General features: G+C 44.9%; 21 protein-coding genes and 1 pseudogene. 9 read left to right on the top strand and 13 right to left on the bottom strand.

The features are described 5' to 3' along the window. Positions 1 to 266 precede the first annotated feature (266 nt). Together JMN17_RS18480 and JMN17_RS18475 are read left to right on the top strand one after the other, a co-directional pair. Positions 267 to 380, top strand: a complete 114-nt coding sequence (locus tag JMN17_RS18480; protein WP_039075856.1) for a YjcZ family sporulation protein — start codon at positions 267 to 269, stop codon at positions 378 to 380. A 136-nt stretch (positions 381 to 516) separates the two neighbouring features. Further along, positions 517 to 612 (top strand): YjcZ family sporulation protein, encoded by a 96-nt coding sequence (locus tag JMN17_RS18475; RefSeq protein WP_087993037.1) that lies wholly within the window; start codon positions 517 to 519, stop codon positions 610 to 612. Positions 613 to 711: 99 nt separating this feature from the next. On the opposite strand, the gene phrC is transcribed toward JMN17_RS18475, so the two are convergent. The 4 genes from phrC to yclJ all read right to left on the bottom strand — a co-directional run bounded on the left by phrC (position 712) and on the right by yclJ (position 4,214). After that, positions 712 to 834, bottom strand: coding sequence for a phosphatase RapC inhibitor PhrC (gene phrC, locus JMN17_RS18470; protein WP_087993038.1), 123 nt, complete (start codon positions 832 to 834; stop codon positions 712 to 714). Beyond that, a complete protein-coding gene (rapC, locus tag JMN17_RS18465; protein ID WP_087993039.1) occupies positions 818 to 1,966 on the bottom strand; it encodes a response regulator aspartate phosphatase RapC in 1,149 nt (382 codons plus the stop codon). The genes phrC and rapC overlap by 17 nt, the downstream gene beginning before the upstream one ends. A gap of 162 nt (positions 1,967 to 2,128) precedes the next feature. Next, positions 2,129 to 3,544 carry a sensor histidine kinase gene (locus tag JMN17_RS18460; RefSeq protein WP_087993040.1) on the bottom strand — a complete coding sequence of 472 codons (1,416 nt, stop codon included), beginning with the start codon at positions 3,542 to 3,544 and terminating at the stop codon, positions 2,129 to 2,131. Continuing rightward, positions 3,531 to 4,214 (bottom strand): two-component system response regulator YclJ, encoded by a 684-nt coding sequence (gene yclJ / locus JMN17_RS18455; RefSeq protein ID WP_087993041.1) that lies wholly within the window; start codon positions 4,212 to 4,214, stop codon positions 3,531 to 3,533. The genes JMN17_RS18460 and yclJ overlap by 14 nt, the downstream gene beginning before the upstream one ends. Before the next feature lie 212 nt (positions 4,215 to 4,426). Between yclJ and JMN17_RS18450 the strand changes: the two genes are divergently transcribed. Next, positions 4,427 to 5,890, top strand: a complete 1,464-nt coding sequence (locus JMN17_RS18450) for an ABC transporter permease (protein WP_202328876.1) — start codon at positions 4,427 to 4,429, stop codon at positions 5,888 to 5,890. Positions 5,891 to 5,905: 15 nt separating this feature from the next. Continuing rightward, positions 5,906 to 6,586 carry an ABC transporter ATP-binding protein gene (locus JMN17_RS18445; RefSeq protein WP_087993043.1) on the top strand — a complete coding sequence of 227 codons (681 nt, stop codon included), beginning with the start codon at positions 5,906 to 5,908 and terminating at the stop codon, positions 6,584 to 6,586. Between the two features lie 101 nt (positions 6,587 to 6,687). Here JMN17_RS18445 and JMN17_RS18440 read toward each other — a convergent pair whose 3' ends face one another. From JMN17_RS18440 to gerKA, 3 genes are read right to left on the bottom strand one after another with little or no spacing between them, the layout of a single operon-like run. After that, positions 6,688 to 7,812, bottom strand: a complete 1,125-nt coding sequence (locus JMN17_RS18440) for a spore germination protein (RefSeq protein WP_202328875.1) — start codon at positions 7,810 to 7,812, stop codon at positions 6,688 to 6,690. A gap of 25 nt (positions 7,813 to 7,837) precedes the next feature. Next, the gene (locus JMN17_RS18435) at positions 7,838 to 9,064 is read right to left on the bottom strand and encodes a Ger(x)C family spore germination protein (RefSeq protein ID WP_202328874.1); all 1,227 of its coding nucleotides are present in this window, start codon (positions 9,062 to 9,064) and stop codon (positions 7,838 to 7,840) included. Next, positions 9,054 to 10,688 (bottom strand): spore germination protein GerKA, encoded by a 1,635-nt coding sequence (gerKA, locus tag JMN17_RS18430; RefSeq protein ID WP_087993046.1) that lies wholly within the window; start codon positions 10,686 to 10,688, stop codon positions 9,054 to 9,056. Before gerKA ends, JMN17_RS18435 begins: the two co-directional genes overlap by 11 nt. Before the next feature lie 125 nt (positions 10,689 to 10,813). Here gerKA and JMN17_RS18425 point away from each other — a divergent pair, with 125 nt between their 5' ends. After that, entirely contained in the window at positions 10,814 to 11,035 is a 222-nt protein-coding gene (locus JMN17_RS18425) for a hypothetical protein (protein ID WP_087993047.1), read from the top strand. Positions 11,036 to 11,047: 12 nt separating this feature from the next. On the opposite strand, the gene JMN17_RS18420 is transcribed toward JMN17_RS18425, so the two are convergent. After that, the gene (locus JMN17_RS18420; protein WP_202328873.1) at positions 11,048 to 12,802 is read right to left on the bottom strand and encodes a right-handed parallel beta-helix repeat-containing protein; all 1,755 of its coding nucleotides are present in this window, start codon (positions 12,800 to 12,802) and stop codon (positions 11,048 to 11,050) included. A 279-nt stretch (positions 12,803 to 13,081) separates the two neighbouring features. Between JMN17_RS18420 and JMN17_RS18415 the strand changes: the two genes are divergently transcribed. Further along, positions 13,082 to 14,560: a peptide MFS transporter gene (locus JMN17_RS18415; RefSeq protein WP_087993049.1), complete on the top strand. Its 1,479-nt coding sequence runs from the start codon at positions 13,082 to 13,084 to the stop codon at positions 14,558 to 14,560. Between the two features lie 39 nt (positions 14,561 to 14,599). On the opposite strand, the pseudogene JMN17_RS18410 reads toward JMN17_RS18415, so the two are convergent. From JMN17_RS18410 to JMN17_RS18390, 5 genes and pseudogenes are all read right to left on the bottom strand, one after another. Continuing rightward, positions 14,600 to 15,036: pseudogene (locus JMN17_RS18410) on the bottom strand (alpha/beta fold hydrolase); the annotation flags it as partial. Between the two features lie 28 nt (positions 15,037 to 15,064). Continuing rightward, positions 15,065 to 15,529, bottom strand: a complete 465-nt coding sequence (locus JMN17_RS18405; protein ID WP_087993050.1) for a pyridoxamine 5'-phosphate oxidase family protein — start codon at positions 15,527 to 15,529, stop codon at positions 15,065 to 15,067. Next, positions 15,526 to 15,753 carry a non-oxidative hydroxyarylic acid decarboxylases subunit D gene (locus JMN17_RS18400; protein WP_202328865.1) on the bottom strand — a complete coding sequence of 76 codons (228 nt, stop codon included), beginning with the start codon at positions 15,751 to 15,753 and terminating at the stop codon, positions 15,526 to 15,528. The genes JMN17_RS18405 and JMN17_RS18400 overlap by 4 nt, the downstream gene beginning before the upstream one ends. Positions 15,754 to 15,769: 16 nt before the next feature. Beyond that, on the bottom strand, positions 15,770 to 17,191 hold the full coding sequence (gene bsdC / locus JMN17_RS18395) for a phenolic acid decarboxylase BsdC (protein WP_202328863.1): 1,422 nt from the start codon (positions 17,189 to 17,191) through the stop codon (positions 15,770 to 15,772). 2 nt (positions 17,192 to 17,193) lie between these two features. Then, positions 17,194 to 17,808: a non-oxidative hydroxyarylic acid decarboxylases subunit B gene (locus tag JMN17_RS18390; RefSeq protein ID WP_202328860.1), complete on the bottom strand. Its 615-nt coding sequence runs from the start codon at positions 17,806 to 17,808 to the stop codon at positions 17,194 to 17,196. Between the two features lie 91 nt (positions 17,809 to 17,899). Between JMN17_RS18390 and bsdA the strand changes: the two genes are divergently transcribed. The 3 genes from bsdA to tcyB all read left to right on the top strand — a co-directional run bounded on the left by bsdA (position 17,900) and on the right by tcyB (position 20,385). Then, positions 17,900 to 18,772: a transcriptional regulator BsdA gene (gene bsdA, locus JMN17_RS18385; RefSeq protein ID WP_087993054.1), complete on the top strand. Its 873-nt coding sequence runs from the start codon at positions 17,900 to 17,902 to the stop codon at positions 18,770 to 18,772. 115 nt (positions 18,773 to 18,887) lie between these two features. Continuing rightward, positions 18,888 to 19,694 (top strand): cystine ABC transporter substrate-binding lipoprotein TcyA, encoded by an 807-nt coding sequence (gene tcyA, locus JMN17_RS18380; protein WP_087993055.1) that lies wholly within the window; start codon positions 18,888 to 18,890, stop codon positions 19,692 to 19,694. Beyond that, positions 19,681 to 20,385 carry a cystine ABC transporter permease TcyB gene (gene tcyB / locus JMN17_RS18375; RefSeq protein WP_087993056.1) on the top strand — a complete coding sequence of 235 codons (705 nt, stop codon included), beginning with the start codon at positions 19,681 to 19,683 and terminating at the stop codon, positions 20,383 to 20,385. Before tcyA ends, tcyB begins: the two co-directional genes overlap by 14 nt. The last annotated feature ends 13 nt before the right edge of the window (positions 20,386 to 20,398 follow it).

Raw genomic sequence — 20,398 nt, 5'->3', positions numbered from 1 at the left:
TGAGAAGAATTTCTTGTGTGGAACATAAGAAAGACACCGTCCTTTTTAGTCTTTCTTTTATTTTATTACAGAGGAATGGATATTTTAAGGAAAAATAAAGGCTGTCGAGATTTTCTCGACAGCCTGAGCGGGCGCAAACGCCCGCTATTTTTTTATGCCCATCTGGCTCATAGCTGTGTCCATTTTTTCTCTTGTCCTCTAATGGCCCTGACAAACGGACCTGTTCTGCATACCTTATAGTATCCATTATAGGGAGGTGAAGCCTTATGTCAGGATACACTGGCGGCGGCGGTTACAATAATTCATTCGCTTTAATCGTTGTATTGTTTATTCTTTTGATTATTGTTGGAGCCGCTTATGTAGGCGGCGGCTTCTACTAAACCTTTTTCACTTACCTCGTATGGCGCCGTAAGACAAATTAATCTTACGGCGTTTTTGTTTTTTATATGGTCCATACCCAATCCTCTGTGATCATTCAGCATATGATAATGTAATCTCACAAGGAGGTGGCACAAGATGTCAGGTTATGGAGGAAGCTCATTTACTTTGATCGTTGTGTTATTTATCCTCTTGATTATTGTGGGTACTGCATTTTATAACGGGGGATACTAAGAAAAATATTCTCCGGTGAAGAGCAGCGCCGTGACATACATGTCTTGCGGGGCTGTTTCTGTAAAAAACCCCTTCTCACTAATGAGAAGGGGCTGGTTCTTACGTCATTCCTCTTTCCGCCACATGAAAGTCGAGTGCTTCCGCGTTAGCTGAGACGCCAGCCGCTGTAAAAATTGCAGCCGCGGCTAAACAAATAACAAACAACTTAGATTTCAATTTCATACAAACCTTCACTCCTTTGTATTTGTTTTCTTGCCTCTTCAACTTTTAGAAAGTAGGAAGCAGACAGTTTAAACCATTTCTGTTCATAGTAATATTTTGCTACTTCTAGGGCTAAATCCTCTATATCAGCGTACATATTTTTATTTTTTAAGTATTGGAAACATCGTTCGATTCCTATTTCATTGGGCTGATCCTGATATAGGGATTTCAAAAACTCGAATTTTACCGCGTAATCTGCATCGTCTGTTTCTTTAGCATATTCATAGCCCCGCTTGTGATATGCCGAAGCTTTATCATGTTTTCCCCGTTTATAATAAATCAGGGTGATTAAAAAATAGGCTTGCGGCAGTGAATTGATAATCCGGCTGCTTTCAAACGTGGAGACCGCTTTTTCAAAGTAGTCAATAGCAGGGTCGAGAATGTCTTGATTGTAATAGCATAGTCCGAGATTGTAGTATGCTCTTCCGACCAGCTGGGCTTTTTGTTCTGCTTCGGCCATATCGAGCGCCAATTTAAAATGGCTTGCGGCTTGTTCAAAATTCCTTTCATCCATCAGGTTAACCCCGTAGACGAAATGGCATTGAATGATTCTCACATTATAGGTTTCCTGCTCCACATAAATTTCATAGGCGTTTTTTATATTGATCAGTGAAAAGTACGTTTGCTTCATATAATAATAAGCTTCCGCGATTTTAAAATAGAATTCAGCCCGTTCAATATGGTCTGCGACAAAGGAGAGCTTCTTTTCCGCCTGTTTATAGTATGTAATGGCAGAAATAAATTCCCGCTTATCAAATTCATACATCCCGCGGAAAAAATTCACATAGTAGTCGAGCAGCCCTTTGAGATCCGCCTGGTTGCTGTCAATGTTTCTTGATAATTCAGACAGGCTTGGCTGGTCCTCGATATTTAATTTCTCTAACGGCTCAAGATAATCAAGCATAAGCTGGTGGCGAAATTCCATTAGTGAATAATAGAGCAGCAAGTTGGAATCATGCTGCATGTGTTTCAGTTCCTGCTGGATTTCAGCTTTTAACACTTCGGCATCCGGCACGCTGAATGTGCGGATATATTTGTACCACTCGTTAATTTTTTGACCGACCGCTGAAGAAGGAATCACCCCGCTCTTCATTCCTTCACCCTCTCCCATCAAAAACTGTTTATGTCATATTTTATCATGTTTACAGACCGTCCCAACCCGAAAAACACGCAATCTTTGTTTCGGGAGCACGCAATAAACCGAAGTGATACGCAAAAAAGGCGGTTGCACCTCATGATGCCGCCGCCCTGTATGTTATGGCTGTTTTGCCGTTAAAGGAAGGCGGATGATGAATGTTGTGCCTTTTCCTTCTTCACTCTTGATTTCTACTGTGCCCTGATGCATTTCAACGAGCTGCTTGACGATGGAGAGACCGAGTCCGTATTCCCCGTATGCCGTGTTCGTTCTTGAAATATCAGCTTTGTAGAACCGCTCCCAAATATGCTCAATATCCTCTTTTGAGATGCCGACTCCCGTATCTTCAATTTCGATAATCGTCTCTTTATATCCTTCTATTCCGCGCAGCCAAATGTTACCGTTTTGCGTAAATTGGATACTGTTTTTTGTCATGTTGACGAGGATTTGAATGAGCCGGTCGTAATCGGCGTGAACGATGACGTGATCCTCTACCTGAATCGTCAGCTTGTTTTGCTTTTCTTCCGCCTGCTGTTCCAAGTGCTCTTTCACAATTTCAAAAACCTCAATCAGCGGAACATCGAGCTTGTTCAAGGTAATTTGCTGGGATCTGATTTTTTCATAATCTAGATTTTCTTTGACGAGCCGCAGCATGCGCTTTGTTTCCTCACTGATGAGCGAGAAGCATTTTTCCTTCTTATCATCAGGAATCGTATGGCTGTTCAGTCCTTCAACCAAGCCGTTAATCGTCGTCAGCGGTGTTTTTAATTCGTGTGATACATCAGCGATAAACTGTCTTCTCCGCTTCTCAAGGCGGTCGATTTCATCCCTTGATTGCTTTAATTTTTTCGCCATGATCGTAAAATCAGACGCCAGCACGCCGATTTCGTCCCCGTAGCTGCTTTCCAAGTGAATGTCATAATCACCGGAAGCCACTTTATCCGTCGCTTCTCTTAGCTTTTCAATCCGTTTCACATGGAATTTCGATAGCAGCCAGCTAACGAGAATGGAAATGGCAAGCGTGCTGATCACGGCATAAAACATGTAGAGATTAACTTGATTGACCATCTGTTCAACACCGCTGATCGGAGAAATCAGTAGAACGGCCCCTTTAAATTCGTTCTGGACATAAATAGGCTGCGCCACAAGAGAGACTTCATCATCGAAACGGCCATCCGCTCTGATCATGACAGTCTGCCCTTTCTTCAGCTTACTCCACTCTGATTTCTTAAGCTTTTCTCTTGGCGGAAAACCTTCGGGCATGAAGTAAGGGCGTTGCTTTTCATCAAAGAGCATGAATTGTGTCTTTCTCGTGCTCAGCAAGTCCTGATACGGGTACAGCCTGTGCATGTCAATCTGGCCGCCTTGGAATTCGTTTGCGATCTGCACAGCGTATGACGTCAATTCCTCTACTTTGTTTTGATAGGCAAACTCTTTCACAAAGTGGGAAAAGAGAGAAATGATAATGACAAACGCTAAAATCAAAATACTGATATGGCTCAGCAGCAGCTGATATAAATATTTAATCTTCATCAAATTTATACCCTACTCCCCACACCGTATATAGGAAAGGCTTGTCCTCGCTGGCAAGCTTTTTCCGCAGCCGTTTAATATGAACGTCGACCGTTCGCTCATCTCCGTAGAACTGATAGCCCCATACCTGCTCAAGCAGCTGTTCTCTGGAGAACACCTGCCGCGGATTTTGGACCAGGTAATAAAGCAGATCGAATTCCTTCGGCGTGAGGTTTTCCACAGGCTCTCCGTTTAAGAATACTTCTCTCGTCTTCTTATTAATTGTAAAACATTCAGATTCGATCATATCATCATCCATAACCGCCTTGCCTGTCGCCTGATATCTTCTGATAACGGCTTTGATGCGGGCAACCAACGTCAGCGGACTGAACGGCTTCGTGACATAATCGTCCGCTCCCATCTCAAAACCGATAACCTGATCTGATTCAGTGTCTTTGGCAGTCAGCATGATAATCGGAACCGTGCTTGTCTCTCTTATTTTTCTGCAGATGGTCATGCCGTCCATAGAGGGAAGCATAATGTCCAAAATGATCAGATCCCAATTATCCTCCGTAAAACGCTGGTACCCCTCTAACCCGTCATGAACGAATTCCGCTTCAAAACCTTCCTTAAAAAAGAACATCTCCGTCATCGTACATACACTAACGTTATCTTCTATCATTAATATTTTCATTAGATCCTCCGGTTGTTTTGATGCTTTTCTATATCATAGCACCATTTTGCACAGGAGGTTTTGTGTTTCACAATTGTTAGTTTTTATTTAATCAACTAGCAATACATTGTTCATAGTTTTTTCATACCTTAGGACTACTATTAATTTATCAGCAAGCGGGCCCGCTCCACAGGCGGCCTTATCAATAAAACTACCTATACGGAGGAACATACATGAACTTTATCAAACGGGCCTTTTGGAATATGAAGGCGAAAAAGGGAAAAACGTTATTGCAATTATTTGTGTTTACAGTCATATGTGTCTTTGTTCTGTCAGGCCTCACCATTCAGTCGGCAGCACAAAAATCAAGCGAACTGGCCAGACAGGAGCTAGGCGGAAGCGTGACGCTCCAGGTGGACCGCCAAAAGCAAATGGAAAAACAGCAGGACAGCGGAGAAAAGCGCAGCTTCGAATCAACACCGATCAAAGTATCTGATGCGAATAAACTTGCAGCACTTGATCATGTGAAGAGCTACAACTACACCACATCAGCTTCAGCCAACGCAGGAAACTTTGATGCGATTGAAAGCTCTAGTTCAAGTGATTCCAGTTCAAGCAGTTCAAGCACAAATACGAAAAACAGCCAAGGCGGCGGACAAGGCGGACCGCAAATGGTTCAAGCCGATCTTTCGATTGAAGGTGTCATCAGCACAGCGTTAGTCGATGATTTCTCTGACGGAGATTCAAAAATCACAGACGGACGCGCGATTACAAAATCAGACGTCGGCAAAAAAATAACAGTGATTAATGAAACATTAGCGGAAGAAAATGATTTAAGCGTAGGTGATTCGATCACAATTGAATCAGCCACGGATGAAGATACAACGGTGACGCTGAAGATTGTCGGTATCTATAAAACAACGTCTTCAGGCGACGACCAAGCCCAGAATTTCTCTTTTTTAAATCCTTACAACAAGCTGTACACACCTTACACAGCAACAGCGGCGCTGAAAGGTGACGACTATAAAAACACAATCGACTCAGCTGTTTACTATATGGACGATGCGAAAAATATGGATGCTTTCGTAAAAGCAGCGAAGAAAACATCAATTGATTTTGATACGTACACACTGAATACAAACGACCAGCTTTACCAGCAAATGGTCGGTCCGATTGAAAATGTGGCTTCATTCTCTAAAAACGTCGTGTACCTTGTATCAGCGGCGGGCGCGGTCATTCTCGGCCTGATTGTTATGATGTCAACCAGAGAACGAAAATATGAGATGGGCGTATTAATGGCCATCGGTGAAAAACGCTGGAAATTGATCGGACAGTTCTTAGCTGAGATTTTGATCGTGGCCGTTATCGCCATCGGTCTTGCATCAGTGACGGGAAATCTAGTCGCAAACCAGCTCGGAAATCAGCTTTTATCCCAGCAGGTCAGTTCATCAACTGATTCAACGCAAAACGCAAGCGCACAAAACGGACAAATGCCTGGCGGCGGAATGGGCGGCGGAATGTTCGGCCACAGCTCAGCAAACACGAATGTCATTGATTCACTGAACGTCGCGGTTTCTATGAACGACATGCTTGTTCTTGGCGGAATCGGCATCTTAATCGCCATCATCGCAACATTGCTGCCGTCTATTTCAGTACTGCGGCTCCATCCGAAAATGATATTGACAAAACAGGAATAGAAAGAGGCGAAACCTATGAGCTTATTAGAATTTCAACAAGTCGGCTACTGGTATAAAGACAAGAGCCAACCATTGTTTCAGGATATCAACATCAGCTTTCAAAAAGGAAAATTCTACACGATCGTCGGCACATCAGGGACAGGAAAAACCACTTTCCTGTCTCTGGCAGGCGGACTTGACGCACCAAAAGAAGGAACGATTCTTTACGGCGGAAAAGCTGTTTCCAAAATCGGCTTAACAAATTTCAGAAATCAATATGTATCCATTGTCTTTCAGGCGTACAACCTGCTCCCATATATGACAGCTCTTCAAAACGTCACAACCGCAATGGAAATCACAGGTTCTAAAGAAAAGAACAAAGAAGCGTACGCGCTGGAAATGCTCCAGAAGGTCGGCATCAATGAAAAACAAGCCCGGCAAAAAGTGCTGACACTGAGCGGCGGACAGCAGCAGCGGGTTTCAATTACAAGGGCTTTCTGCTGTGACACGGATCTCATCGCAGCCGATGAACCGACAGGGAACCTTGATGAGGATACATCAAAAGAAATAGTGCGGCTCTTTCAAGATCTGGCGCACAAGGAAAAAAAATGCGTCATCATGGTGACGCACGATGAGCAAATTGCGAAAGTCTCGGACATCAACATCAGGCTTTCAAGAGGAAGCTTTACTGTGAAGGAAAACGTCGCAGTCGTATAACAAAACGCGCCTCTGCCAGTGCAGACAGGGGCGCAACCTATATCCCCCTTTTATATAGAAGTGAACGTAAAAAGAGCGGCGGCTGCATCCCCCCGCTCTTTTTATTGTTTCTTTTCTTCCGACGGCTTTAATTTCTCTCTTCTCTTCTTTTTCCAAACGGCTATGATAAACAAGAAAAGCGGAAACAAAAACTGAAAAGGCAAATGAATATAGAGCGGCACCACATTCAGGCCTTCGTTCAAATGCTCCGAAAAGTTGGTCGCAATCGTAATGGAAAGGACTAAGATGCCAAATCCCATCGGATAAGCCAGTTGAGAAGGGTTCTTTTCCTTAAAAAGCGTGGACGCGCCCACCACCACCGCGTATAAATAAAGGCTGACCTTAAAGAAACCGCCGATAATCAGCGCCAGCATAAAAAGGACGTCGAGACGGTCTAAAAATTCTTCAACCTTGATCGTCTGAATTGTGCTTAATAGCGGAAACTGAGATCTCAATGTCAAATCAACATCAAGCACACTGATATTAATCGCCACGGTAAGCGTCACAACCAATCCGCTGATGATCATGGCAAGCATCCCCGTTTTTTTTACACCTTTACGATCACTGAGATAAGGAAAAATCATCACAAATAAAACAACCTCACCGAACGGTACATACATCGTTTGCGTAAAAACCGAGTGAACGATAGGATAAACGCCGTCTGCTAAAACCGGTTTTAAATTTTGCGGTTCTACAGAGCCTGATACAATAAGCAGTACGAGACCGAGCGCACCTAATAAATACATGGCCCCAAAAAGAAGTTCCGCTGACCGGGCCAGCACTTCAATCCCTTTTCTGACTGCATAAATGCTTACGACTATTAATAGCGCATTGACAATAATGATAGGTGTATCATGATATGCAAACGTCAGCAGCATTTCTCCGAAATCACGCAGCACCCGGGCGGCAATATAGGCAAAGTATAAGATATAGAGAAATGAAAAAATCCAGCTGAGCGTGGTGCCGAGCATATCATCCATATATTCTTTCGGGGAAAAGTCCGGGTAGCATTGGTATATGCCCTGATACAAATAAAACAGAAACAAACCGCCCGCACAGCCCAAAAGCACTGCTATCCAAGCATCACGGCCCGCAATCGTCCCCGGGGTAATCAATAAGGAGCTGCCCAGCTCAAAAATGATAATCATGACAAACAGCTGCCTTATGCTGATTTGGGCTTTTTCCATCTGTCACTTCCCCTTTCTCTAAGGCCTATTCATAGTCAAGCTGGTGCCTGAGCGGATTATTACGCAATCCCGTTCTTCTGATATACGTCTCCGCCTTTACATCGACAGGCAGTTCAGGCAAATACTCTTTGTCCCATGTGCGTTTCATTTTTTCCCACTGCTTTGGATACTTTCTGTAGATCGTCTCTCCAAATCCGATAAAATCTATTTTATTCTTTTTAATGGTTTTAACAGTTCTGCTGATTTCATGTTCCAATTCTTTGTTTAGCGCTTTTTCGATGCTTGCCAGCACCTTTGGATCAGACAATTGAAACGGGTATTTGACCGCGTCTATGATGCCTTCGACAGTGACATGAACATGAATTCGCGGGCGGCCGTTACGCATCTCGGGGCTTAGCTTTGTGACTTGATGCGTGATCTGTAAGCTTACCGCATCCTTTGTCTTGCCCCAATCGGTATTAATATACGTGTGCTGAATTTGATTCTTAAGCCAAACCACACCGGAGCTTACCGTATCATCTTCAATCCAATATTTTAAATGGCCGGTTTTATCGAAGACCGCTAAACCGTTCGCCTGAAGAATCGCTTTCGGATCAGTCGCCTGTGTATTTTCCAGGCTGATCCCTTTTTCGCTGTCACCGATCATCAAATACCCGGGTATGACCGGCGCTTGTGTCGAAGCAGCAAGAGTTTTTATGACGTCCTGAATATTTGTTTTAATGACCCGCCCATATTGGGCCTGTGTAAAGTCGAGTGTTTTATTGACTTTATTTGACGGAATTTTGTCAATCGGGGTCAGGGTTTTCACAATGTTTTCCGCTTTCGTTTTATGAGCGATGACCACTGTGGCTGTTGTTCTGAATTCTGTGTCGCGGTCAAGATTATCTAACACAAAATCCAACCCTTCCTCTTTCGCCAGCTTTTCACTGATCACGATCAGATTCGTATGGGCAAAGTAAAGCCGCCTTGATACTTTCATCGAGGCTTTTCTAAGCGCTTCCGTCATGTTGTCACCTTCAATCGAATAAACGGATACAGGCGGCCTGTCTCCCGCGCCGCCTCCCTGAAGCCCGCCGGCTACATTTCCGGGATTGATAATTTGAAAATGCAGTACATAGTTTCCTTCATTTGTTCTATCAATGCCAATTGCCGAAATAATCGCCAGGTCCGTCAGTTCCCGCTTATCCCAGCAGCCGGGCAGCACAATGATGCTTAAAAGCATGATAACGGCTAATACACGATTACGTATCATCCTTATCCCCTTCTTCCAGTTCTTTGTTCACCATTCCCCGTGAAGCGTCAGGCAAAGGCCGCTGATGTTTTGACTGGCGCACTTTATCTTTCTTGCTGATTGATTCCGGCCGTTTTTCATCGGCCCACCACGGCACCCTAAACAGCGTGTCCTTTACACCTTGAGAAGAATAGGGAGCAAGCGGCGACATATAAGGAACGCCAAAGGAACGAAGGCTGCATAAATGGACAATCATGATAATAATCCCTAAAATCAGCCCGTAAAATCCTATAATAGCTGATGCAATAATAAAGATGAACCGAATGAGCCGGGCTGAAATCGCCATCGCAAACGCCGGTGTTGCAAAGCTGGCAATAGCCGTGAGGGCAACGATGATGACCATAGCCGGAGAGACGATGCCAGCCTGTACGGCGGCCTGGCCGATAACAAGCGCACCTACGATAGACACCGCCGAGCCGACGACACGCGGAAGCCTGACTCCCGCTTCTCTGAGAATCTCAAACGCAATCTCCATCGTTAGTGCTTCGACAACAGCCGGAAATGGGACAATTTCCCGCTGGGCGGCAATGACAACCAAAAGCTGTGTGGGAATCATTTCCTGATGAAACGTCGTGGCCGCCACGTAAACAGCCGGCGCCACAAGTGAAATAAAAAAGACTAAAACCCGCAGTATCCTTATGCTTGTCGCAATGTCAAAGCGCGAATAATAATCTTCAACAGACTGAAAGAATTGAACAAATAAGGCCGGGGCAATCAGAACAAACGGCGTTCCGTCCACAAGGATCGCAAATCTTCCTTCCAGCAGATTTCCCGCTACAACATCAGGGCGTTCTGTATGATACATGGTCGGAAACGTTGTAAATGTTTCATCTTCAATCAGCTGCTCGATATACCCCGACTCTAAAATACTGTCAATATCTATTCTTTTCAGGCGTGAGCGAACTTCCTTCAGCACCTTTTCCTCACAAATGCCATGAATGTACATCAGCGCGACATCCGTGTGTGTTACAGATCCGATTTTCATTTTCTCTACCCATACATTCGGATTTTTGATGTATCGTCGGATCATGGAAATATTGGTTTGAAGAGACTCTGTAAACCCTTGGCGCGGGCCGCGAAAGGACACCTGGGTGCTCGGCTCTTGGATGGAGCGCTGTTCTCCGCCCTGTGTGCTGCAGATCAGCGCCTCTTCTGAATCGTCTGCAAAAACCAGCGCATTGCCGAGCATTAATTCAGAAAAAAGCTTGTCCCAATCTTTATCCGCCTTCACCCCGCCCAGCGGAAGCGTTTTTTCTAGAATCTGCTGGATCGCATGAGAATTTTGAATGGACTGGTCTTCAACCAAAGGCTCAATTAAGGATTCATGAAGCGTGTTATTATCGACCAGACCCGCAATATAAATAACGGCGAGGCGGACACGCTCCTGTTCCCCGATTTTGATCTCGCGAATGATGACATCAGCGCTGCTTCCGACTTCCTTCTTCATTTCCGCTATGTTTTTTTCCAAACTTGGGGAAATGAGAACCGGCCTTTCTTTTTCTTTCTGCTGTTCGTGATTCTTTTCTTCTGTATTCTGCTTGTCTTTTGCATCGGTATTGTTCTTTCGCTTTGAAAATAAAGGCATACACAAATACCTTTCTTTGTCGTTTTCTCATATTCTCCCTTTAGGCGTTAAGATTATGCATGTGTCCGGCGAGCGGTATAACTCTCTGATAAAGATAGAAACTAAAAGGCGGAGGGTGATCAATCATGAAGATATTAGGCGTGACCGCGCTTTTATTGTTTTGTCTGTTAGTTATTTCTGTTTTCATGGACACGCTGCAAGGGTTCAGCTTGATAAAAGCCATATACAACAATATGTCCAGCTTCAAAATGACAACGTTTGCTGAGTGGATCGTGTTTTTATTTTTTATGTTGGAATTGAGCAGAGAAATATTCTTGATGTATAAATCGAAAAAAAAGAACCCCTAGAAGGGGCGGTTTTCAGACGATTATATTGCCGTCTGCTGTATCGCTGCTATGTTTGCTGATGGTTCCTTTGAAGATGCGATTGCCGATGATTTTCGAATTGGTTGAGGTGTTTGTTTGAATGGCTGTCGCCGTGCCTGCGGAGAGGTTATTGATGGTGTTTCCAGAAATGATAGAGCCCGTAGAACCGTTGATATACATGACGATCGGATTTCCGGCTGTTCTGTTGACTGAAATGGTATTATCCAAAATCTCATGCACACCGGCGTTGATATAGATGGTGACCAAAAGCGGAGATCTTTCGAAGTGGTTGCCGATAATTGAGGTTTTCGCACTTGTGGAACAGTAAATCGGGTAATTTTTAAACTCTTTACATGTGTTGTTTTTGATGATAGCGCTCGCATTGTTTGTAACAGAAACAGTATATGATTCAGGGACTGCTTCAAACGCGTCAGGATTCAGTGTATTTCCTTCAATCACCGCGTTTCCTTGAGCGATCCAAATCCCCCGGCTGAATTTTCTCAGCACATTATCTTTAATGATCATATCGCCCCCGGAAATATTCACGCCGTCAATGACTTGAATGAGGCAGTTATTCAAAAATGCGGCATCATCTGACAGCACTGCGCGAATGCCGGTACTGCGCCTTGTTTCAGACAGTCCGTTTTGAATCTGGTTGCCGTCTACCTTTACGTCGGATGACTGATAAACCAATATCCCTGTGTTTTCAAAGTTGCTGATTTTGTTGTTCGTAACAAGCACGCTCTTTCCCCTGACATCAATCCCGGATGAAAACCCGGTAATGAGATTGCCGGCGATCACCGCATCACTGCTCTCTTTTCCTTGTGACACACCGAGTCCCGTAATCCCGACTCTAGGCGCAGGAGCCGCGTCTTTCTCCCGTCTGAGAATATTTCCTTTGATCACAGTCTGCGCTCCATACCCATAGCTGATGGTATTGTCTGAGTGGTTTCCTTCTATTGAAATGCCGTACCCGTTAAAATTGGTCACAGAACTTGAAACATTCCCTATAAAATGGTTATTGCGAATGGATACATTGATCGGTTCTTCATAGTCAACATCGCCTTCGCCATATCCTTCTATGTCAATTCCGAATTTCGGCGCTGTTCCATTCCCCGTTCCGGCGCCTTCAATCACGCATTCCTCCACCGTAACCCTGTCACATCCGGTAATAGAAATGTTATTTCTCCTCGACCGCCGAACCTCACAGCGGCGGATGGTAATATGCTCTGACGTTCGATAATCATTATTTGTCTTTAATCCCCTTGGACTGACAATGATCCCGTCGCCGGTAAAATCCGAAATTTTGACATCATCAATGACAACATTCGAACAGCCTTCAATACATATGCCGAAGCCCCATTCATGGGTTGACCTTACCCCCGCGGACGCGTACGTATGCTCATCGCGTTCGCCGATAATTTGTCCTCCGGAAATGGTGATATTTTCTTGCTTGCCTACATAAAATGCGGAATAACCCCACGAACTGTTCGGGATGACTTTGATGATACACTCGGGGTCCATCACAATCTCAAGGTTGGCGGGAACCTTAATCCCCGCATGTCGAAACTTCTGATTAGGATCTGCTCCAAGCGTTCCGTCTATTAAATAGGTTCCCTTTGGAAACCAGACCGTATGATATCCTTTCGAAACAGCCATACTGAGGCACTGATTAATCAGTTCTGTTGAATCCGTTTTACCATCTCCTGAAATACCGAAATCCGCCGCATTTAATATGAATTCAGCCAATTGCGAGCCTCCTTCTCCATGATTACTATCATGATACTCACAAAGGCCCGATCCGCTTGCACATCTCTCTAAAATTTTATCAAAAAAATATAAAGGAATAGTTTTGTAAGAAAATCTTACGAAAAAGGACTTAATAATTAGGATAAAACCACTATTTTCATACATTTATAATTTTTCCATTATGGAACTATTTGAAATGCGTATAAATTATATTGACACAAGTATTATATAAGAATATGATTTTTATAATACACTTTTTTAAGAAAGGGTTTGGCTGACATGGCTTCGATTGATAACGAAAGTATCATCAAAAGCGTCCCGCAAAAAGGGTTCTTTGGTCACCCGCGGGGACTATTTACGCTATTTTTCACCGAATTTTGGGAGCGTTTCTCTTACTATGGAATGAGAGCAATCTTACTTTACTATTTGTATACAGAGACGGTAAACGGAGGGCTTGGCTTTGACAAAGGCACAGCGGTTGCCATTATGTCAATTTACGGATCACTCGTATACATGTCCACTATTATCGGCGGATGGCTCGCTGACCGGGTATTCGGAACCGCAAACACCGTGTTTTACGGCGGCATATTCATTATGTTCGGCCACATTGCACTCGCCTATCCGGGCAGCGCGACAGCATTCTATATCAGCATGGCACTTATCATTATCGGAACAGGCTTATTAAAACCAAACGTTTCAAGTGTGGTTGGAGATCTTTACACGAAAGAAGACCCGCGCCGCGACTCAGGTTTTAGTATTTTCTACATGGGGATTAACCTTGGCGGTTTACTTGCGCCGTTAATTGTCGGAACACTCGGACAGAAGTACAACTATCATCTTGGCTTCGGAGCTGCCGCAGTCGGAATGCTTCTCGGACTTATCGTATATGCTCTGACAAGAAAGAAAAACCTCGGGCTTGCAGGCTCAAATGTGCCGAATCCGCTGTCTAAAAAATCTGCGATTGGTACTGGAATCGGTGTTATCATTGTGGCGATCGCAGTGATTATTTCTGTACAAACAGGCGTGCTGACGGTCAATGGTTTCATCGACCTTGTCAGTATTCTCGGTATTTTGATTCCTATTGTTTATTTCATCATCATGTTTACAAGCAAAAAAGCGGACAAAACAGAAAAATCTCGTCTTGCCGCTTACATTCCTTTGTTTATCGGTGCTGTCATGTTCTGGGCCATTCAGGAACAGGGAGCGACCATTCTTGCGGTATACGCTGATGAACGCACAAGGCTTTCATTGGGCGGATTAGAACTTCAGTCATCTTGGTTCCAATCATTAAACCCATTGTTTGTCGTCATTTTCGCGCCAATTTTCGCGTGGCTATGGATGAAGCTTGGCAAACGCCAGCCGTCCACGCCAGTTAAATTCTCAATCGGAATTATTCTAGCCGGATTGTCATTTATCATTATGGTATTCCCGGCTATGCAAGGAAAAGAAGCACTCGTAAGCCCGCTTTGGCTCGTTCTCAGCTTCCTGCTTGTCGTGCTTGGAGAGCTGTGCCTGTCTCCAGTCGGTTTATCCGTGACAACGAAACTGGCGCCAGCTGCATTCTCTGCACAGACAATGAGTATGTGGTTTCTGACTAACGCAGCAGCCCAAGCGATCAATGCCCAAGTAGCCGGATTATTTGATAAAATTCCTGAAACAACTTACTTCGGCACCATCGGCTTGATTTCTATCGTACTTGGCGGCATTCTTCTGCTGCTTTCGCCGATTATCAAGCGTGCGATGAAAGGGGTCTTATAATAAGAAACAGCCCGCGGATTTTAGCCTGCGGGCTGTTTCTTATTTGTCCATCCTTTTGCTGAAGCTTTGATCTAAGGCTTGCGGTTCTTCCAGCATCGGCTGATGGCCGCTACCCTCAAAAATAACCTTCTCCACATGGGAATATAAACCGTCAACAATATCCCACAGCGCAACAGGGGCGACCAGGTATTCATATCTCCCTTATCCGATGTACACTGTATTTGAACATCTGCTAACCGCTGAATAAGACAAACCCGGCAAATGTATGGCCCTATCATTCATCAATGATCGGCATATTCGTGAAATCACCATTCCATAGAGCAGCATGCGGCCGCTCTTGATAAAAGCTTTTCGCCTCAGCGCTTCGTACACATGTGTACGAAGCGTCTCTCAGGATCTTTTTTGATGTCTTGCTGCAAATTCGCGATGTCTATTTCAAAGCGTTTCTTTCTCTCTAGACCGGCTGTTTCTAAGAAAACGATTCACTTTTTCGAGCTGTCTATATTACTGTTTTAATTCCTCAAGCGTCTTTTCCCATCTGTTCAGCACCTCATCAGGGCTGTGAAGCCGGATACGGACACCGGAAGTCAAATCAGCATATTTCGCAACGTCTTCCTTCACAGAAACGACGCGGCAGGCAAAACGTTCTCTGTCATATTCGGCTTCTTTCAAAGGCGGCAAAAGCTCACATTGCAGCTTTACATAATGGGCTGATCCCTTCCACCATGCCGTGAACTGCGCTTTTCCTGTCCGAAGAATGTTGGCGGCAGTCACTGTGTTTTTCCACAAAGCGATTCGGATATCTGTCCGGCTTAGAGCGATGATTTCTCCCACGCTGATCATAGCGGCGTGCGGCCAGCCATCCTCCGATACCGTTTGCAGAACGAAAGCCTCCTGCTGCTTCTCCTTCAGGCGATTCCCGTCAAGCAGCTCAAAGAGACGGTCTGATATACAACTCACGCTGATCAGGCCTTTCGTTCCGGCACAGCCGGAACTTCAATTGCTGATTCAGTTTCCTTCGGATTAATTTTAAACGCCGGATTGTATTTCGCGGGATTTGTCATGCTTTCCGGCTCACAGGATCTCCATGTAAAAAAGCATGTTTGGCACCGATAAACTTCCCAGGCGCCTTCTACAGGCGATTTGCTCATGATTTCTCCCTTTTTTGAATCGCATCGAGGACATGTATGCATGTCGATCATCCTTTCCTTATTTATTCATCAAGTCCATTAGTTTTTGTTCCCATTCTTTCGTTGTTAATGGTGAATCAAGCGGCTGTGAATAGTGGCCTCTTGTTTCTGGCGCAGTAGGTGTAGTGGCGTCCAGAATCATTTTATGAGTGATTCCTGATGGGTTAGATCCCGGGTCAAGCGGCAGGACAGATAATTCCGGGATGATGACCGCATCGTGTTTCGGATGCATTTTGGTCGAAAGCGCCCACATGACCTGCGGAAGGTTGAATGGATCGACATCCTCGTCAACGACAATGACCATTTTGCAGTAGCCAAGTCCGTGCGGTGTTGTGAGTGCGCGCATGCCGACCGCTTTCGCAAATCCGCCATAGCGGGTTTTTGTGGAAACAATCGCGATTAAACCGTGTGTGTACATGGCGTTCACAGCCACAATTTCATTCGGATATGCTTCTTTTAACTGCTGATAAAGCGGCACACAAGTGTTAATGCCAATCATGTAATCGCATTCTGTCCAAGGCATGCCTAAGTATAAATGTTCAAAAATCGGATTGTTTCTGTGATATACGCGTTTAATTTTGATAATCGGCATGCTGCGGCCGCCGGAATAATGGCCTGTGAACTCACCGAACGGGCCTTCATACTCACGTTCTCCGGCAATGATTTCACCTTCAAGCACCACTTCGGCGCCCCCTGGAACATCTAGATCGGACAGCTTTGATTTCACAATGCGATAAGGTTCGCCTTGAATCGCGCCCGCCATTTCGTATTCTGATTGATCATAAAGAAGCGGAGTCGATGCCGCCGTTGTAATGACCGGCTCACAGCCGAGTGCAATGGTGACTGGAAGATTGACCCCGCGTTCTTCAGCTTGGCGCAGATGGACCGCAATATCGTGCTGCGGTACAGGCTGAATGCCGAGGCGGTCTTTTCCTTTGACCTGCATTCTGTAAATGCCGACGTTTTGTTTGCCGAAGTTGTCTGGGTCTTCGAGATCGCGGGAAATGACACACGCTTTGTCTAAATAGTAGCCGCCGTCTCCTTGGTTAATTCTGAAAAGAGGCAGTATATCGAACAAATTGATGTCTTCGGTGATTTCATTTTCATGAAACGGCGCTGTTTCCTCACGTTTGACCGGCATCGGAAACTGTTCATAACGCTTTGCGAATTCAAAAAACTGTTCTTTAACCGGCGTGTCTTTCGGCATGCCGAGCATCATCGCATGGTTCGGCCAGGAACCGATCACATTCATCGCAATTTGCGCGTTATTGTAGCCGTAAATGTTATTGAATAAAAGCGCCGGGCTTTTATCGCCAAGATTGCTGGCTGCTCGTGCCGCGGCCCCTAAATCCGGCTCCGGCTTTACCTCTTCATTCACTGTCAGCAGCTGTCCTTCTTTGTCAAGGGCAGCGAGAAATTCTCTGAAATCTTGATAAGCCATGGTCAAGCTCCTCCTTTTTGTTTTTCAATCCCATTCCAGCGTTTCGCTTCAGGAAGGCGAATGCCAAATTGGTCCAACGTTCTGAAGACAATATGGTCGACCATTTCCTCTAAGCTGCCCGGCTGATTATAAAATGCCGGCATCGGAGGAAGAATGATGGCGCCCATTTTCGTAAGCGCTAGCATATTTTCGAGATGAATCTGGTTTAAAGGCGTCTCTCTCGTTAAGAGGACGAGTTTTTTTCTCTCCTTGAGCATGACATCCGCCGCACGTGTCAGCAGATTATCCGCCATCCCGGTGCGAATGCTTGCGAGTGATTTCATGCTGCATGGCGCAACAATCATTCCATCGGTATCAAACGACCCGCTTGAAATGGCTGCCGCCTGGTCCTTATGCGAATAAGTGTATGTAGCCAGTTGTTCCACTTCTTTTAATGTACAGCCTGTTTCGTGTTTGATCGTGACGTTCGCCCAAGGAGACACAACGAGATGGGTTTCCACTTCGGCGGCCTTCAGCCACTCCAGCAGCCTGACTCCGAAAATGGCCCCTGTTGCCCCTGTCATTCCGACAACGAGTTTCACTTTGCCCCCTCCTTTACGCTTGAATTGTGCTTTCATTTCCATCATACTCCTGATATATCCATATGATAAATATCTGTTAAATCTATATTTAATACCCAAAAGGTATAAGTGAGGAGGCGCTATTTTTTTGGACATTCGACAGCTTCGATATTTCATTACCATCGCCCAAGAAAAGAAAATCACATCCGCCGCCAAAAAGCTTCACATGGCGCAGCCGCCTTTAAGCAGACAGCTGAAGCAGCTGGAGGATGAGCTTGGTGTCGTTCTCTTTGATCGGAATAAAAAAAAACAAATGTCGCTAACATATGAAGGAACTGTTTTCCTGAAAAGAGCCAAGGAGATTCTGCACAGGTTTGAAGATGCAGTCATCGAGGTACAAGAGCTGAAGGAGGAGGTAGCCGGCACGCTGGCCGTGGGTTCAACGATCTATTGCGCAGCTCTGATGCTTGAAAAAGTAACACAGATCAAAGAGAGATACCCTCACCTCACCTTTAATATCTGGGAGAATGAGCCCGCGACGCTGCTAGAGCTGCTGGAAAGCCGTCAAATCGATGCGGCGGTCACGACGACAATGATCAAAAGCGACACGGTTCAATTCAAACAGCTTGATGACATTCCATGTGTGCTCGTGCTTTCCGATGAAGCCGGATATACGTGCGGGGACACCATTAAAATGGAAGATATCCCTTCCTTTCCGCTGATTCTGCTGCGGCCTGTCAACGGAAAAGGCGTCTATAATCAGGTCATGAATGAATTTCATCGTTTGAATCTGGAGCCGCGCATTGTTTGCGAATGCCACGATTCCGCAACTTTGCTCAGTCTCGTCTCATCCGGATTCGGCGCTTCCATTCTGCCCGTTACGATGATTCCCGTTCATATGAGGAATCACGTTCATACCGTTCATATCGAAGACAATCCCTTTATTATGACACCGGCTGTCATGTGGAGAACGGACAGTTATTTGCCAAAACCGGCACATCAATTTTTGGGTTTATTTTAAAAGATTTTGCCTTATGAAAACCAAATACTTGACTCATACTAAAAAAAAGTTATCCTTTAGATTTGTAAGCTAATTTTTTATTTCAATAAAATCAACCAGAAAAGTGGGGAATAAGATGAAAAAAGCATTAATGGCTTTATTCATGGTCGTAAGCATTGCAGTTCTCGCAGCTTGCGGAGCAGGAAATGATAATCAGTCAAAAGATAACGCCAAAGACGGCGATCTTTGGGCTTCAATTAAGAAAAAAGGTGTGCTGACAGTCGGTACGGAAGGAACATATGAACCGTTCACTTTCCACGACAAAGACACGGACAAGCTGACTGGCTATGATGTGGAAGTCATCACAGAAGCCGCAAAACGCCTAGGGCTGAAAGTCGATTTTAAGGAAACACAATGGGACAGTATGTTTGCCGGCCTGAATTCCAAACGGTTTGACGTTATTGCCAACCAAGTCGGAAAAACAGACCGTGAAGACAAATACGATTTCTCTGATAAATACACAACATCAAGAGCTGTTGTCGTGACAAAAAAAGACAACAACGACATTAAGTCTGAAGCAGATGTAAAAGGAAAAACATCAGCTCAATCACTGACAAGCAACTACAACAAATTAGCTACAGATGCCGGCGCGAAAGTTGAAGGCGTTGAAGGCTTGGCACAATCCCTTCAGCTCATCCAGCAAGGCCGCGTCGATATGACATACAACGATAAACTTGCTGTATTGAACTACTTAAAAACATCAGACAACAAAAACGTGAAAATCGCGTTTGAAACAGGTGATCCGCAGTCAACCTATTTCGCGTTCCGCAAAGGAAGCGGCGAGGTTGTGGATCAAGTCAACAAAGCATTAAAAGAAATGAAAGAGGACGGGACTCTTTCTAACATTTCTAAAAAATGGTTCGGCGAAGATGTTTCTAAATAATCTGCCGGCATTGACGCTTGGCACGGCGATCCCGTGGGATCTGGTGCAGCAGTCATTCTGGCCGATACTTTCAGGGGGAATCTACTATACGATTCCCCTTACCATTCTTTCCTTTATATTTGGAATGATCATCGCGCTGGTTACAGCGCTTGCCAGAATGTCGAAAGTGAGACCTTTGAGATGGGTGTTCAGCGTATACGTATCCGCGATACGCGGCACTCCTCTTCTCGTTCAATTGTTCATCATTTTCTATCTGTTCCCGGCTTTTAACATCACATTAGATCCATTTCCAAGCGCAGTGATCGCTTTTTCATTAAACGTCGGCGCCTATGCATCTGAAATTATCCGGGCATCTATTTTATCCGTGCCGAAAGGGCAATGGGAAGCCGGCTACACGATCGGCATGACACATCAGAAAACGCTGTTCCGCGTCATTTTGCCGCAGGCGTTTCGGGTGTCGATCCCGCCATTATCCAATACCTTTATCAGCCTGATCAAAGATACATCCCTCGCCTCTCAGATTCTGGTCGCTGAGCTGTTCAGAAAAGCCCAGGAAATCGGCGCGCGGAATCTTGATCAAATTTTAGTGATCTATATTGAAGCAGCCTTTATTTATTGGATGATCTGCTTCCTGCTTTCACTCGTCCAGCATGTCATCGAACGGCGTCTTGACCGCTACGTGGCCAAATAAGGAGGTTCCGAGT

The organism is Bacillus sp. RHFS10, assembly GCF_016757475.1.
Taxonomy (GTDB): domain Bacteria; phylum Bacillota; class Bacilli; order Bacillales; family Bacillaceae; genus Bacillus; species Bacillus subtilis_G.
This window is presented reverse-complemented; position numbering and strand designations above follow the sequence as displayed.